The sequence below is a fragment of the Zhongshania aquatica genome (genome assembly GCF_027257955.1).
GTDB lineage: Bacteria > Pseudomonadota > Gammaproteobacteria > Pseudomonadales > Spongiibacteraceae > Spongiibacter > Spongiibacter aquatica.
Genome location: NZ_JANZNQ010000019.1, coordinates 44,115 through 58,559, shown reverse-complemented (window position 1 = coordinate 58,559; position 14,445 = coordinate 44,115). Strand labels below are relative to the sequence as shown.

General features: G+C 49.3%; 14 protein-coding genes and 1 pseudogene. 8 read left to right on the top strand and 7 right to left on the bottom strand.

From position 1 onward, the window contains the following. Nucleotides 1–33 precede the first annotated feature (33 nt). The 8 genes and pseudogenes from O9X78_RS16295 to acs all read left to right on the top strand — a co-directional run. Nucleotides 34–1,050: pseudogene (locus O9X78_RS16295) on the top strand (sigma-54 interaction domain-containing protein); the annotation flags it as partial. A 409-nt stretch (nucleotides 1,051–1,459) separates the two neighbouring features. After that, nucleotides 1,460–2,836, top strand: a complete 1,377-nt coding sequence (gene pcnB / locus O9X78_RS16290; RefSeq protein ID WP_269620791.1) for a polynucleotide adenylyltransferase PcnB — start codon at nucleotides 1,460–1,462, stop codon at nucleotides 2,834–2,836. After that, the gene (gene folK, locus O9X78_RS16285; protein ID WP_269620790.1) at nucleotides 2,833–3,336 is read left to right on the top strand and encodes a 2-amino-4-hydroxy-6-hydroxymethyldihydropteridine diphosphokinase; all 504 of its coding nucleotides are present in this window, start codon (nucleotides 2,833–2,835) and stop codon (nucleotides 3,334–3,336) included. The genes pcnB and folK overlap by 4 nt, the downstream gene beginning before the upstream one ends. Further along, a complete protein-coding gene (locus O9X78_RS16280) occupies nucleotides 3,317–3,994 on the top strand; it encodes a deoxynucleoside kinase (protein ID WP_435056064.1) in 678 nt (225 codons plus the stop codon). Before folK ends, O9X78_RS16280 begins: the two co-directional genes overlap by 20 nt. Before the next feature lie 18 nt (nucleotides 3,995–4,012). Continuing rightward, nucleotides 4,013–4,804 (top strand): 3-methyl-2-oxobutanoate hydroxymethyltransferase, encoded by a 792-nt coding sequence (gene panB / locus O9X78_RS16275; protein ID WP_269620788.1) that lies wholly within the window; start codon nucleotides 4,013–4,015, stop codon nucleotides 4,802–4,804. A gap of 265 nt (nucleotides 4,805–5,069) precedes the next feature. Continuing rightward, nucleotides 5,070–5,954 (top strand): pantoate--beta-alanine ligase, encoded by an 885-nt coding sequence (gene panC, locus O9X78_RS16270; RefSeq protein ID WP_269620787.1) that lies wholly within the window; start codon nucleotides 5,070–5,072, stop codon nucleotides 5,952–5,954. Between the two features lie 35 nt (nucleotides 5,955–5,989). Next, entirely contained in the window at nucleotides 5,990–6,370 is a 381-nt protein-coding gene (panD, locus tag O9X78_RS16265; RefSeq protein ID WP_103684416.1) for an aspartate 1-decarboxylase, read from the top strand. Between the two features lie 256 nt (nucleotides 6,371–6,626). Then, nucleotides 6,627–8,564 (top strand): acetate--CoA ligase, encoded by a 1,938-nt coding sequence (gene acs / locus O9X78_RS16260; RefSeq protein ID WP_269620786.1) that lies wholly within the window; start codon nucleotides 6,627–6,629, stop codon nucleotides 8,562–8,564. A gap of 193 nt (nucleotides 8,565–8,757) precedes the next feature. Here acs and O9X78_RS16255 read toward each other — a convergent pair whose 3' ends face one another. From O9X78_RS16255 to O9X78_RS16225, 7 genes are all read right to left on the bottom strand, one after another. Beyond that, nucleotides 8,758–9,510, bottom strand: coding sequence for a pteridine reductase (locus O9X78_RS16255; protein WP_269620785.1), 753 nt, complete (start codon nucleotides 9,508–9,510; stop codon nucleotides 8,758–8,760). A gap of 18 nt (nucleotides 9,511–9,528) precedes the next feature. After that, on the bottom strand, nucleotides 9,529–9,783 hold the full coding sequence (locus tag O9X78_RS16250) for a hypothetical protein (RefSeq protein ID WP_269620784.1): 255 nt from the start codon (nucleotides 9,781–9,783) through the stop codon (nucleotides 9,529–9,531). 102 nt (nucleotides 9,784–9,885) lie between these two features. Beyond that, nucleotides 9,886–10,332 carry a DMT family transporter gene (locus O9X78_RS16245; RefSeq protein WP_269620783.1) on the bottom strand — a complete coding sequence of 149 codons (447 nt, stop codon included), beginning with the start codon at nucleotides 10,330–10,332 and terminating at the stop codon, nucleotides 9,886–9,888. Between the two features lie 59 nt (nucleotides 10,333–10,391). Beyond that, entirely contained in the window at nucleotides 10,392–11,162 is a 771-nt protein-coding gene (locus tag O9X78_RS16240; protein ID WP_269620782.1) for a glucose 1-dehydrogenase, read from the bottom strand. Between the two features lie 18 nt (nucleotides 11,163–11,180). Then, complete coding sequence (locus O9X78_RS16235; RefSeq protein WP_269620781.1) at nucleotides 11,181–12,002, bottom strand: SDR family NAD(P)-dependent oxidoreductase; 822 nt, start codon at nucleotides 12,000–12,002, stop codon at nucleotides 11,181–11,183. 45 nt (nucleotides 12,003–12,047) lie between these two features. Further along, entirely contained in the window at nucleotides 12,048–13,040 is a 993-nt protein-coding gene (locus O9X78_RS16230) for an MDR family oxidoreductase (RefSeq protein ID WP_269620780.1), read from the bottom strand. 28 nt (nucleotides 13,041–13,068) lie between these two features. Then, nucleotides 13,069–14,445 (bottom strand): DUF1329 domain-containing protein, encoded by a 1,377-nt coding sequence (locus O9X78_RS16225; protein WP_269620779.1) that lies wholly within the window; start codon nucleotides 14,443–14,445, stop codon nucleotides 13,069–13,071.

Sequence of the window (14,445 nt, the reverse complement as noted above, 5' to 3'; positions counted from 1 at the left end):
CAGCGCAAACAAATCGCCGACGCCAATGGCATGATCGGTAGCTGCAAGGCTATGCAGCAACTCTATGACCATATTCGCCGCGTCGCACCAACCGATGCGACTGTGCTCGTGCACGGCGAGACAGGAACAGGTAAAGAACTAGTAGCCCGAGCAATTCACAACCAAAGTACGCGGGCTGGCAAAGCCATTATTTGCGTCAACTGCGCCGCCATTCCCGAAACACTGATCGAGTCAGAATTATTCGGCTATGAAAAAGGCGCCTTTACCGGCGCGAATTCTAGCCGCACCGGTCTTATCGAAGCTGCCGACGGCGGTACCTTATTCCTAGACGAAATTGGTGAACTCCCCCTTGAAGCTCAGGCGCGACTGCTTAGATTTATTCAAGAGGACGAAATACGCCGTATCGGCTCGGTGGAATCTAGCAAGGTTAATGTACGACTTATTTGCGCCACACACCGCGATTTAAAAGACATGGCGCACTCGGGCCGCTTCCGTGAAGACCTTTATTATCGAATAAACGTCATGAAACTGGAGTTACCACCATTAAGAGAGCGCGGTAAAGATATTCTCGAACTCGCAGAGACGCTGCTAAAGAGCCGCTGCGAAAAAATGAAAAAGCCGTTAATGCATTTCAGCCCCAAGGCGATCCAAGCCATAACAACCTATATATGGCCCGGAAATATCCGGGAACTGGAAAACGCCATAGAGCGAGCGGTTATATTGTGTGACCGCAAAGAAATTGATAACGAATTTTTAGACATAGACTTAGAGCTCGTCGATATCAGCCAAATTAGAGGGCGACGAACCGATCCCGCTCCTAGGCCAGCGCCAGTTAACAACAATTCAGATCGTCGTAAATCACTTCACGCCGATCCTAGCGAAGACCTGTCTCTAGAGGATTACTTCCAGCGCTTTGTTTTAGAACACCAAGATTCAATGAGTGAAACAGAATTAGCGCAGAAACTGGGTGTCAGCCGAAAATGTCTTTGGGAGCGCCGCCAGCGCTTAGGCATACCGCGCAAAAAAGTGAGTTCGCGCTCAGGCACGTGAGCAGTGCGACACGTTACCCAAAAACAAAGATCGTAACAAAGGACGTTTAGTAAGGTAACAAACCCCTAAAATACAAAGCAAAAAAGCAAGGGCATAATTAGATAAGTCATTGATATAAAAGGGAATACAAAAACTGGCACGGCATATGCTCTATATTGGGAGCGAAGAATAATAAAAAACGAAAATAATAATAAGAAAACAGAGAAACAATAATAATAATACAATAGCAAAGAGACCTGGGTGGGGAAGACATTGTTTTCCCCTTCTTCGTTTTAGAACCCCGTAAAATCCCCAATCTTATAGCTTTGCCCTAACTCGCAACAATTCAGCTAATCCATTAACAACACTACAAATAAGCCTGTGCTAGAATACCGGCTTCATAATACTTATCGGCTATCCGCAGACATCAATGACATCTAGCTCCGTTACCGGGCTCTGGAAAAAGCTCTCTGGCAGATTTTCCAAACCCACTCAACACGCCACACACCCTGCGACTGTAATTCCGCGAGACGAACACTGTGTCTCTCGCAAAAATATCAGCGACGCTGCGATAAAAGTTATCCGACGCCTCAATGAAGAGGGCTATGATGCCTTCCTCGTCGGCGGCGGTGTACGCGACTTATTATTAGGTGGCCAGCCAAAAGATTTCGACATTGCAACTAACGCAACACCAGAGCAGGTGCGCGGCGCTTTTCGCAACAGCCGCATTATCGGCCGCCGCTTTCGCATTGTTCACGTTCGATTCGGCAATGAAGTTATTGAAGTCACGACATTCCGTGGAAATCATGACGCCCCCGGCAATAGCGCCCAGCGCAACAAGCACTCCGCCAAAACTGAGTCAGGAATGCTTACCCGCGACAATGTTTACGGATCTGTTGAGGAGGACGCGGCCCGGCGCGATCTGAGCATAAATGCATTGTACTATTCGAGCCGCGACTTCTGCGTTTACGACTATGTTGGCGGGATCAAGGATTTAGAAAACAAACTTATACGCATTATCGGCGACCCCGAAACCCGCTACCGTGAAGATCCGGTGCGCATGCTGCGCGTTATTCGCTTTGCAGCCAAGCTCAATTTCGACATTGAGCAACATACAGAAGAGCCTTTGAAGCGCCTGGCGCCCCTTTTAACCGACATTTCAGCCGCACGCATGTTTGACGAAGTCATCAAACTACTCATGTCAGGCCAAGGTATTCAAACCTACGCACTCATGCAGCGCTACGGTCTATTCAGCCCGCTATTCCCCTCTACACAAAAAATGCTGAATCAACACGAACCCGCCGCTGAGGCCATTATTCAGCAAGGCTTGATTAATACTGACGTCCGAATTGCCGAGAACAAGCCAGTTACCCCAGCTTTTATCTACGCTGTTTTATTGTGGCCCGTTGTAAAACACATTCACAAAGAAATTCTAGCCACTGGCGTACCAGAAATCCCCGCTCTCCACCAAGCCGCAGAGCGCGTGCTGCACAAACAGCAACAAACCGTGGCGATTCCAAAGCGATTCTCTCTTCCTATGCGCGACATTTGGGAGTTACAGTGCCGCCTAACTCGTCGATCCGGGAAACGAGCAGAATTACTTCTTGACCATCGCTATTTCAGAGCCGGCTTTGATTTTCTATTATTGCGTGAACAGGCCGGTGAAATTGAGCCCGAGCTGGGGCAGTGGTGGCTAGCATTTCAAGAAGCCCATGCTGATACCCGCGGCGCAATGTTGACGCAAGTTCCCGCAGGTGAGAAGCCACGCAGCCCAAGGCGCCGCCGCGGACCTCGCAAACCTAGATGATCCGCAGCTACATTGCCTTGGGCAGCAACTTAAACCAGCCCAAACAGCAAGTTTTAACGGCAATAGAGACCATTGCAACCATCCCACGCTGCCAACTCATTGCCCGATCGAGACTTTACGGCTCCATCGCTATCGGCCCCGGCTTACAAGACAATTACGTCAATGCCGTTATCGCCGTTGATACCGCACTGAGCGCGCATGACCTGCTAATCACACTGCAAAGCATTGAAGTACAACACCAGCGTCAGCGCTCGGTTCGCTGGGCAGCTCGAACGCTAGACCTAGATTTACTGCTGTACAGCGACCACCACATCGAAACACCTGAACTCAGCGTACCCCACCCCCGTATGTTTGAGAGAGATTTTGTACTTCGCCCACTGGCGGATATTGCACCAAAGACCTTGCTTCGTAGTTATTTAAGTAACGAGAACACGCTAAGCTATGCAGACAACGACAACTTATGGGTTTTAGAGTCACATGATGAAGCGATCACTTACTAACGAACCCATTATCAATAGCCAAAACCCACCGTGCTTTATCGCCGTTGAGGGACCTATCGGTGTTGGCAAAAGTACGCTTACTCGACGCCTAGCTGAATCGCTTGGCTACCATACGCTGCTAGAGCAGGCGGAAGACAATCCCTTTCTTGAACGCTTTTACGCAAACCAGCGCCACGCGGCCCTTTCAGCCCAGCTATTTTTCTTATTCCAGCGCGCGCAACAACTTAGCGACTTACGCCAAAGCGATATGTTTAATCAAACACATATCGCCGATTTCCTGTTTCAAAAAGATCCGCTATTTGCCCAAATCACACTCGATGCCAATGAACTGACTCTGTACAAAAAAGTTTACGAGCAAGTGCAGGTCGATATACCAACCCCAGATCTCGTGATTTACCTGCAAGCACCAGTGAAAATACTGAAAGAACGCATACAGCATCGTGGGGTAAGATTCGAGCAAAGCATAAGCGGCGATTATTTAGAGCAGGTAAATAATGCCTACAGCGAATTTTTTCTATCCTACAATGATTCGCCACTTATGATTATTAACGCCAGTGACATCGATTTTGCCAACAATGACCGTCAATATGAGCAATTATTGCAATATCTGCTGGAAATACGTGGCGGCCGCCATTACTTTAACCCCACATTTTTTTAAGCACTGCAGAGGCACCCTATGAGCAAGGTCAACATACTCAAACTGCTGACAAAGAAACAACAGCAAGAAAAATTTGCTGTCGTCACTTGCTACGATGCCAGCTTTGCCAAACTTGTTGAAAAAGCAGGCATAGAGGCTATCCTCGTCGGCGATTCACTTGGTATGGTTCTGCAGGGTCGCGACTCGACCCTACCCGTTACCATTGACGACATGGCATATCACACCGCCTGTGTTGCCCGCGGTTGCGACCTCCCACTCATTATTAGCGACATGCCCTTTGGCAGCTATAACAGCACCCAACAATGCGCAGACAATGCCGCCACCCTGATGCGCGCAGGCGCTCACATGGTAAAAATCGAGGGTGGTAGTTGGCTGGCAGAAAGCGTGACTCTGCTAAACCAAGCTGGCATCCCAGTCTGCGGCCACCTCGGCTTAACGCCCCAATCTGTCAATGTATTAGGCGGCTATCGCGTACAGGGCCGCAACGACAGCCAAGCAAAAGCCATTCTGGCTGACGCGATAGCCTTAGAGGCTGCAGGCGCGTCTATGCTGGTCCTCGAATGCGTACCCCGCAAACTCGCTACCGAAATAAGCAATACACTGAAAATCCCCGTTATAGGGATAGGTGCAGGCAATGGCACCGACGCCCAAGTGCTGGTACTCCACGACCTACTCGGTATTACCGAGAAGACCGCGCGCTTTGTGCGCAACTTCGCCGACGGCAGCAGCAGTATCGAAAATGCGCTGAAACGCTACAATGACGCGGTTGCAGACGGTAGCTTCCCCGCAGACGAGCATAGTTTTGACTAAGGGTTTACAATCCTAAACTGTTACCTCGGGGAACATTTTTAAAGGTAACAAAGTCGTGAATTTTTTGTTACCAAAGCATTGAACGGCTATTCCGATTGGGGCATACTTGCCCGCCACTGGCCAAACTGATCAGATTATGAACAGTCTTTTCAGACATTGATGCCATTAAGCCAGTGCATTGGTCGCCAGCCCGCGGTGTGCGCGGACTGACTTCACAGCAAACTACCTTCGCCCTGCGAAGTATGAGATTGGGAAGTTAGGTGGTATGAAAACTTATAGCACAGCCGCATCATTAAGGGCCGCCCTAAACTCGGGAAGACGCGCCGGCAAGACCGTCGCCTTTGTTCCGACTATGGGTAATCTGCATGAAGGGCACCTACGCCTTGTTCAGCGCGCTAGCCAGCACGCTGACATTGTCGTTGTGAGTATATTCGTGAATCCGCTGCAATTCGGTGCCAACGAAGACCTGAGCAGTTATCCACGCACCTTAGCCGCAGACAAAGAAAAGTTGTTTGCCGCTGGCGCGCAGTGTTTGTTTCTTCCCCAGGTAAGCGAAATTTACCCGGAAGGAATGGACAGTCACAGTAAAGTTTCTGTGCCAGAGTTATCAGACGACCATTGTGGTGCGAGCCGTCCGGGGCACTTTACCGGCGTCGCAACAGTAGTTGCGAAACTGTTTAATATTGTGCAACCAGACACCGCGGTATTTGGCGAAAAAGATTTTCAGCAACTTAGCATCATTCGTAAGATGGTGCGTGACTTGTGCATGCCAATCAATATTATTGGTGTCGCAACGGCTCGTGCTGATGATGGCTTAGCGCTAAGTTCTCGCAATGGATACTTAAATGCAGAACAACGTAGAATTGCGCCAGTTTTGCACCAAGTTTTACAGGAATGTCGCGAGGCTATAGCCTGCGGTTACGATAGCTATAGCAAACTAGAACAGCATGCCAAAATCAGCCTTAACCAAGCCGGTCTTGAGTCTGATTACTTTACTATTTGCGATGCGCGTACCCTGCGTCCAGTAGACGCAGACACTGAAGAAGTGGTCATACTCGCCGCCGCCAAACTTGGCAGCACGCGTTTAATTGACAATGTCACCCTGAATGTTAACCCCAGCGCCGACTGGGGAATGTTGGCAGCTAATTAAAGCCGGCAAAGACCGATAGAGAAAGGAATAGCGTTATGCAGTCCGTTATGCTGAAAGCTAAGCTTCACAAAGCGCGTGTTACCCATGCGGTGCTTGACTATGAAGGCTCATGCGCCATCGACGGTAAATTGCTCGATATGTCGAGCATCCGTGAATTTGAGCAAATTCAAATTTACAACGTCACCAATGGCGAGCGCTTCACCACCTACGCTATCCGTGGCGAAGACAACAGTGGCATTATTTCAATCAACGGTGCCGCGGCCCACAAAGCTAACGTTGACGACGTGATTATTATTTGCGCCTACGCAACGTATTCTGAGGCGGAGCTTATCAACTTCAAGCCGCGCCTTATTTATATGAACGCTGACAATACCGTCAGCCACGCAAGCAACGCCATCCCCGTTCAAGTCGCCTAATTTGTGCAACGGAGGCGCACTGCCTGCACCTCCGTCACCTACCCCAAACTTATGTTAAGCTGCCACTGGCTGGCGACTTTTTCGCGCCTGACATATTCTCATTCTTAAGACAAAACTTACCCCCTTAAGGGTTCAATCTAAGCGATCAAGCCGTTATCCTGACAAAAGACAATATCGTGATTATCACTATATTCTAGTCACCTTATTTTTAACCGCAGACCAACAACCATAACAACCGCGTAAAGAGAGCAAGGTCATGAGCAAAGTACACGTCCATCCCGTTCCAGCGGCGTTTGCAGCCGACGCCCATATCAATAAAGCGCAATATGAAGAGATGTATCAACAATCGCTTAACGATCCCGATAATTTCTGGGCCGACCAAGCTGACACATTTTTAAGCTGGGACAAGCGCTGGCACACCATCAACCAATACAACTTTGAAAAAGGAGAAGCCAGTTGGTTTGACGGTGGGAAGTTAAATGTTGCGTACAACTGCATAGATCGTCATCTTGAAACCCGCGGCGAGCAAACCGCCATTATCTGGGAGGGCGACAATCCCGCCGAATCTCGCCACATCAGTTATCGCGAACTCCACACCGCGGTATCTAAATTGGCGAATGTCTTACTCGCCCAAGGTGTCACCAAGGGCGACCGCGTCTGTATCTACATGCCGATGATTCCAGAAGCTGCATATGCAATGCTAGCTTGCGCTCGCATTGGCGCCATCCATTCCGTCGTGTTCGGCGGTTTCTCGCCAGAAGCACTTAAAGACCGCATTCAAAATGCAGAGTGCAAAATGTTAATTACTGCTGATGAAGGTCTGCGCAGCGGTAAAAAAATCCCACTAAAGGCAAATGCCGATATCGCCCTACCCGGCTGTCCCAGCATTGAATCTTGCTTAGTAGTAAAACGTACCGGCGGCGCGGTTAAATGGCAAGAAGGCCGTGACATTTGGTACCACGAAGAAGTAGCAAAGGCATCAGCAGAATGCCCCGCCGTGGCAGTAGAAAGTGAAGCACCGCTATTTATCTTGTATACATCAGGTTCGACCGGTAAACCAAAGGGGGTCATGCACACCACCGCAGGCTACCTACTGCAATCTGCCATGAGCCATAAATACGTTTTTGATTACAAAGACGGTGAAGTATTCTGGTGTACCGCAGACGTCGGCTGGATCACCGGCCATAGCTACATTGTGTACGGCCCGCTAGCCAACGGCGCAACCACACTGCTATTTGAAGGCGTGCCAAGCTATCCAGACGCATCCCGTTTCTGGCAAGTAGTCGACAAACACAAGGTCAACATCTTTTACACTGCACCGACTGCATTGCGGTCGCTTATGGGGGCTGGCGACGAGTTCGTTGAGAAAACAGATCGCAGCAGCTTGCGCCTGCTCGGCACGGTTGGCGAACCCATCAACCCAGAGGCATGGGAGTGGTACCACCGCGTGATAGGCGACAGCCGCTGCCCCATAGTCGACACGTGGTGGCAGACAGAAACTGGCGCGCATATGCTGACACCGCTACCAGGCGCCATCGACATGAAACCCGGCTCTGCGACCCGCCCCTTCTTTGGTGTCGAGCCGGCTTTACTCGACAATGACGACAAAGAAATAGAAGGCCCAGGTGAGGGCTTACTAGTCATTAAACGCTCATGGCCAGGCCAAATTCGCAGTATATACGGCGATCATCAGCGTCTTATAGAAACCTATTTTAGTACCCATCCAGGCTATTATTTCACCGGCGATGGTGCCCGCCGCGATGCGGATGGCGACTACTGGATTACCGGTAGGGTAGATGATGTACTTAATATATCAGGTCATCGCATGGGCACGGCCGAGGTCGAGAGCGCATTAGTACTGCATGAAGACGTCGCCGAGGCTGCCGTTGTGGGCTACCCGCACGACATAAAGGGCCAAGGAATTTACGCCTACGTCACTCTGATGCACGACATAAAGGGCAGCGACGAACTCAAGAAAGAGCTTATCGCCCTTTGCGTTCAGGAAATCGGCCCCATTGCTAAACCAGACTTAATTCAATGGGCACCAGGTCTTCCAAAAACCCGCTCAGGTAAAATAATGCGTCGTATTTTACGAAAGATTTCCGCGAATGAATTAGACACTTTAGGAGACACTTCAACCTTGGCAGACCCCGCCGTGGTTGACGAACTCATCGACCATCGCATGAATTGCTAACTCTTAGGTAGCCGATCAGATCACCGCTACACGTAATTTCAATGTGTAGCGGTGATCAAGATCTGCAAGCAAATTAACAAATCGACACACGCTTTGCGATAGACCTCAAACGGCCCCTCAGCACGATTCTTTTTTACGCTAAACCATCCGCCCCCGGACTTGGGAGTAGATACGTGGCAAACCTACAAAAACATTAGAGACAGACTGAACGCCCACCATCAACGGCGATGATCTGCCCTGTAATATAGGGGGCATCTGCAACTAAAAAAGTGACCGTCTGAGCGATATCCCTAGCCTCACCTTGGCGCTGCAGTGGCACCCGCTGCTTGAGATCCTGCTTTTCTTTAATACTGTAATCGGTCTCTTGTTCCGGCCATAAAATAGCGCCTGGAGAAACGCCATTCACACGAACATCCGGGGCAAGCTCCAGGGCCAAGGATTGCGTCATCATCGCCACTCCGGCTTTAGCCATGGAGTAAATAGGGAAGCCACTCAAGGGTTTCTGTGCATAAATATCAACGAGATTGACGATACAACCTGCACTTGCTTTCAAGGCTGGCGCCACCGTCTGCGAGAGAAAAAATGGGCCCTTTAAATTACTATTGAACAGCGCATCCCAATCGCGATCATCCGCGGTCGCTATTGGCGTTGGGTAAAATCCCGACGCATTATTAATTAACACGTCCAAGCGCTGCCACTGAGATATGGCTTTGGTCGCCACGTCTTTAACATCGGTCAAAGAATTCATATCGCCGGCAAGTATCACGGCAGAATCTTCACGCAGAGAATTTAACTCATCCCGCAAATCTTTGGCGGCAGTATGGGAATGTCGATAATGGATAACGATGCGGTAACCCCGTCCATGAAGACTCCGGCATATTTCCGCCCCCAAACGTTGGGCCGCGCCAGGAACCAAAGCAACGGGGGGATTAGTACTGTTAACCATATCACTATCCACTTTGAATTAAGCAAAACCACCATCAACTGGGCCAATCAAACAATCTATACCCTCTTCCCTGATCGTCGCCTCTATCTCAAATAAGGCATCTTGGTCAGACTCAAAAGCATCTTCCCACGCGGTGGAGTTATTAAATTCATCAAAGACCTCAAGCAGCCAGCCACCATCTCCATCTTCATAAATTTCGACACGAAGCTTTTTACCGTCCTGTTCAATAGTCCGGCTAAGAGGGGATAATTTAAGTTCGATATTTTCAGGCATGAGGAAGGGCTCATCGTAATGGCGAAAGATAATCTCGCTATTATACGCAAGCTAGGAACTCAAGCGACACTCTGCCAAGAAGTTAAAGGTAGGTATCTCAGTCTAAGACCGCGCCAAACCTAAGCCGAACACCATTAACACAATACCGCAAATACGCTGCCACGATAGTGGCGTCTTGATCGCACCAAGCAGGGCAAAATGATCAATGAGCACCGCGGCAACAATTTGTCCTGTTACAACAAAGAAAATTGCGTTGCCCATACCCATTCGAGGAGCTAAATAGGTAATCAGTAAAATATTACTTCCAAGAATAAGACCAGCAAAATACCCGTAAGGAGGTGCGCTAATCGCCACCGATAATTCAGGTGGCTTAATCCCTTTTGCCACCACTAGGATGCCTATACACAGCAGCGCCACGGAAAAAAGAAACAGCGTTGGATAATACACATTACCCCAGGACTTACTTAGAACCGCGTTCATCGACGCCTGCACAGGAATAAAAGCCCCAATGAGCAAAGCTATCATCGGAAAAATTAATAGCTCGCGCATAAGCTGCCTTTATCATGTCGTAGTTAATTAAATGTTCGAATCAATATCGGCAAGCGCCGCTAACGCGCGGTGTAACCGCCATCCATAATCAATTCAGAGCCCGTCATATAACTCGCGTCATCGGACGCCAGAAATACGATGCCCTTCGCGATTTCAGTCGCCTCAGCCATACGCCCCATTGGAATACTCGCCAACACGCGCTGGGTAAAGGCCTCAGCATCGCTATCACTTAAACGTGACAAGGCACCGCTCACTAATGGCGTGGCCACATAGCCCGGATGCATAGAATTCACTCTGATGGGATAGCCCTTGTCAGCGCAGTAAAGCGCGACAGATTTTGTAAAGGCTCGCACGGCTCCTTTACTCGCATTATAGGCAGGCAACATTGGGTCACCGACAATACCTTCTATCGAAGAAACATTGACAATACTGCCGCCAGACTCCTTCATCACTCGAATCGCTTCCCGCGTACCGAGAAAGACCGCGTCACTATTAATGGTGTTAGTTTTACGCCAGCCTGCTAAGGTCTCATCTTCAACCCCGCAGATATTGGCGATACCAGCGTTATTGATCAGTATATGCAAGCTACCAAAGCGCGCGACAATATCAGCGACAACCTCACGCCACTGGGCTTCATCGCAAACATCGAGACGCATAAATACCGCTTGATACCCACCTTTATTCAAGTCATCAGCAACTCGATTTCCAGCGACCTGATCAATATCACTAACCACAACAAGCGCACCAGCGGCAGCTAAACCTCTGCACGTCGCCTCACCTATACCAACACCGGCCCCGGTTACCAATGCCACCTTAGTTTCAAGAGACATACAAACTACTCCCTACTATTACGCCGCGCAAAAACCGCCATCAACGGTTAACTCAATGCCTGTTACATAGGAGCTGGCATCAGATGCTAAGTACAAGGCTGCATTCGCAATGTCTTTTACGTTACCGAGCCGCCCCATGGGTATCATCGCCGACTTCAGCAAAGCAGCGGCCTCATCAACATTGGCAACAACGCCAATATCAACAAAGTCTTGCAGGGCCTGATCTCCCATTGCGGTTTCGATTAAACCTGGGTGCAGAGAGTTAACACGAACACCGTAACCAAACTTAGCAAACTCAACAGCACTGTGTTTAGTTAAAGAGCGCACTGCGCCCTTAGTTGCACCGTAAATACTATGTCCGGGCACACCGATCAAACCGGCAATTGACGACAGGTTAATAATTGAACCACCGTGCCCAAAGGTTGATCCAAGCTTCATGCTTTCCGCCGCCGCACGGGTACCAAGAAATACTGATTCAATATTGATCTGATTAATTTTACTTACCTGCGCACTAGTGTTGTTCTCAAGCATGCCACCAATATAAATACCGGCATTGTTGAGCAAAACATCCCAGCGATTTTTCCAAGCCTGCAGCACTGTTTTAAGCTCAGCCCAATCCGCCTCGCTAGTGACATCTAGGCGCATTGCCCTTGCCTGAAAACCCTGCTCGTTTAGATCCGCAGCAATACGCTCACAGGCCTCAAGATTAATATCACTGACCATGACTGCCGCGCCGGCTTGCGCAAAAATACGGGCGCAGGCTTCTCCAATACCCGCACCCGCGCCAGTCACTACCGCAACCTTGCCTTCCAAACCAAAAACGCTAAGTTCATCTTTCATATCTGCTTCCCTATTATTTTATTTTTAGAAATTATCTAGCGAGAATTAACTCGCAATTTCAACTACGGCGCGCCCGCGTATTTGACCCTGCAAAATCTTAGTGGCCGCAGCGGGAAGCTCATCGAAGGGGATATTTACGGTCAAGGCTTCCAATTTCTCCATATCTAAATCTTTTGCCAATCTACGCCACGCTTCTTCTCTTAACGGCATAGGTGCGTGTACGGAATCAACACCGAGTAAAGACACATTGCGTAAAGCAAACGGCATCATATTACTCGGCAAGTCCAAGCCCTGCGCCAAACCACAGGCGGTGACCACACCGCTGTAATGAAGCTGTGCAATGACATTCGCCAACGTATGACTACCACAGGAATCGACCGCCGCAGCCCAACGCGGTGCTTGCATCATTTCACCCGCCTCAGAAAGCTCGGCGCGATTAATCACGTCATTTGCACCTAGGCCCTTTAAAAAACCCGCTTCATCCATCCGCCCGGTAGACGCAGTAACCCGATAGCCAAGGGCGGACAGCAGTGAAATAGCAACGGTTCCTACTCCACCTGATGCACCAGTCACAAGAACAACACCAGACTCAGGAACTACCCCAAGACTTTCTAAACGCATTACGGACAACATGGCAGTATATCCAGCCGTACCAATAGCCATCGCCTGACGAGTACTGATACCCGCTGGTAGTTTCACCAGGTATTCACCTTTAGTGCGCAAACGCTGAGTGTAACCGCCATGATGAGTTTCCGAGGCGCCATAGCCATTAAGCACCACTTTGTCACCAACACTAAAGCGAGCGTTTTCTGAGCCCACAACAGTGCCCGCCATATCAATGCCGAGTATTAATTTATCTTTCTGAACAATAGGAATCGCATCGCTCATTGCCAGACCGTCTTTATAATTCAAGGTTGAATATTCAACAGCAATTTCCACATCTCCATCGCCAATTTCAGATGCGCTAAGCTGTTCAAAACCGACCGCTAATTTTCCGTCCTGACGTTTTGCAACCAATGCTTTATACGTCTGTGTCATTTTATTTTCCTCACAATAAAATTGTTTATTAATTACCTAGGCGTCGCAAAGCACCGTTAGTCAAATAGCGATCATAGATATCTTGGGAGTTCACCATCATTTTATGACCACCGCTCATGCTGGCCATCTGTTCGAGTCTGGTCATCTGCCCTGTTTGAACGTCAAAGGCATGCACATGCCCCCACGACCAATACGGGTGCTTTCCGTCCATCACGCGCTTGTCTCCATCTTCATAGAGCCCGTAAGCACCATCAAAGGAGCGGAATATTTCCCCTCGCCGATCAAAGGACACCATGCCTAATGGCAATTGTGTGCGCGCGTCAAACCACACCCGTTTCTTACCCACCGGGGCGCGTGGAAAACCGGTCGGTTCGGCGTCTACCGCTATGGCCTCTGGCACTAACTCAACATCGGTATCCCAAAAGGTCTCACCTTTTGGGCCACCGTGGGTTGTGTGCGCCCAACTTTCACTTGCGGAGTTCCAGCCACCGCTCACACCAGCCAACATAGGACCACGGGAGACAATCTTGTAATTACCCCAGGTGTGGAGTGGGTCGCCGGCGGCCCAGGCATCGGACAAGTACAAACTTGAGCCAGGTACCAAGGGCTCGAAGCGCTGGTCAGTAGGAAAGCGTCGAATACGTTTGAAGTCGGGAATATAGCCGTATAACTCAGGGAATTTATTCTGATCGTAATGCCAGATATTCAGATACGACGTGCCGCGCACACTATCCGGTTCGGAAAAAAAGACGCTCTGATAACGCAACTTATCTTCATGGCCCTTCCAATAGACATCTGGTAAGACCAGACGACCTGTCGGAGCATATTCTGCCCAGCCATTTTCATACTGATAATTGACTTTCCCCTCGCGACTCAAATCGTATTCGCGAATGGCATAAAAGGAAGCATCATGACGCCCCCAACTCATGGTCAATCCGGCAAACAATTCCAGACCATTTTTTGCATCGGGAAAGGGCATACCGCCGATCCACGGCTGGCCATCCAATGTGACAACATTACCTTTGTCATCAAATTTGGCCTGACCGCGATTTTTGAAACTGGCTTCAAGATATTCCCACGGGCTAAGTTTCATGATGTCGCGGGTGGTTTCCCTAAGTCGCAAACGGCGACCCATTTCTTTAATCTGATAATATTTAACGGGTTCAAGTAGGTCTTTAACAATATCGACATTACTTGCGTCAATATAATCACCGGCTTTTAATTTACCTTTAGTGTATTCATCTATCGACAGTAGTTCGTCGGGATAGGCCGGAGCGAAATCGCCATTATTCGCCATGGCCTTCCATACCGGCATCAGTAAACCACCGACAGCCAACCCTGCCGTTTTCTTTAAAAATTGACGGCGGGCGTAATTGCGATCAAATCGTTTTATATGAAATACCAT

Bases quoted from the DNA above. Each gene is read 5' to 3' on its own strand.
- O9X78_RS16280 (WP_435056064.1), top strand. From the start codon at position 3,317: ATGAAGCGATCACTTACTAACGAACCCATTATCAATAGCCAAAACCCA.
- acs (WP_269620786.1), top strand. From the start codon at position 6,627: ATGAGCAAAGTACACGTCCATCCCGTTCCAGCGGCGTTTGCAGCCGAC.
- O9X78_RS16230 (WP_269620780.1), bottom strand. From the start codon at position 13,040: ATGACACAGACGTATAAAGCATTGGTTGCAAAACGTCAGGACGGAAAA.
- O9X78_RS16255 (WP_269620785.1), bottom strand. From the start codon at position 9,510: ATGGTTAACAGTACTAATCCCCCCGTTGCTTTGGTTCCTGGCGCGGCC.
- panC (WP_269620787.1), top strand. From the start codon at position 5,070: ATGAAAACTTATAGCACAGCCGCATCATTAAGGGCCGCCCTAAACTCG.
- O9X78_RS16225 (WP_269620779.1), bottom strand. From the start codon at position 14,445: ATGGTATTTCATATAAAACGATTTGATCGCAATTACGCCCGCCGTCAA.
- panB (WP_269620788.1), top strand. From the start codon at position 4,013: ATGAGCAAGGTCAACATACTCAAACTGCTGACAAAGAAACAACAGCAA.
- panD (WP_103684416.1), top strand. From the start codon at position 5,990: ATGCAGTCCGTTATGCTGAAAGCTAAGCTTCACAAAGCGCGTGTTACC.
- folK (WP_269620790.1), top strand. From the start codon at position 2,833: ATGATCCGCAGCTACATTGCCTTGGGCAGCAACTTAAACCAGCCCAAA.
- O9X78_RS16240 (WP_269620782.1), bottom strand. From the start codon at position 11,162: ATGTCTCTTGAAACTAAGGTGGCATTGGTAACCGGGGCCGGTGTTGGT.
- O9X78_RS16235 (WP_269620781.1), bottom strand. From the start codon at position 12,002: ATGAAAGATGAACTTAGCGTTTTTGGTTTGGAAGGCAAGGTTGCGGTA.
- O9X78_RS16245 (WP_269620783.1), bottom strand. From the start codon at position 10,332: ATGCGCGAGCTATTAATTTTTCCGATGATAGCTTTGCTCATTGGGGCT.
- pcnB (WP_269620791.1), top strand. From the start codon at position 1,460: ATGACATCTAGCTCCGTTACCGGGCTCTGGAAAAAGCTCTCTGGCAGA.
- O9X78_RS16250 (WP_269620784.1), bottom strand. From the start codon at position 9,783: ATGCCTGAAAATATCGAACTTAAATTATCCCCTCTTAGCCGGACTATT.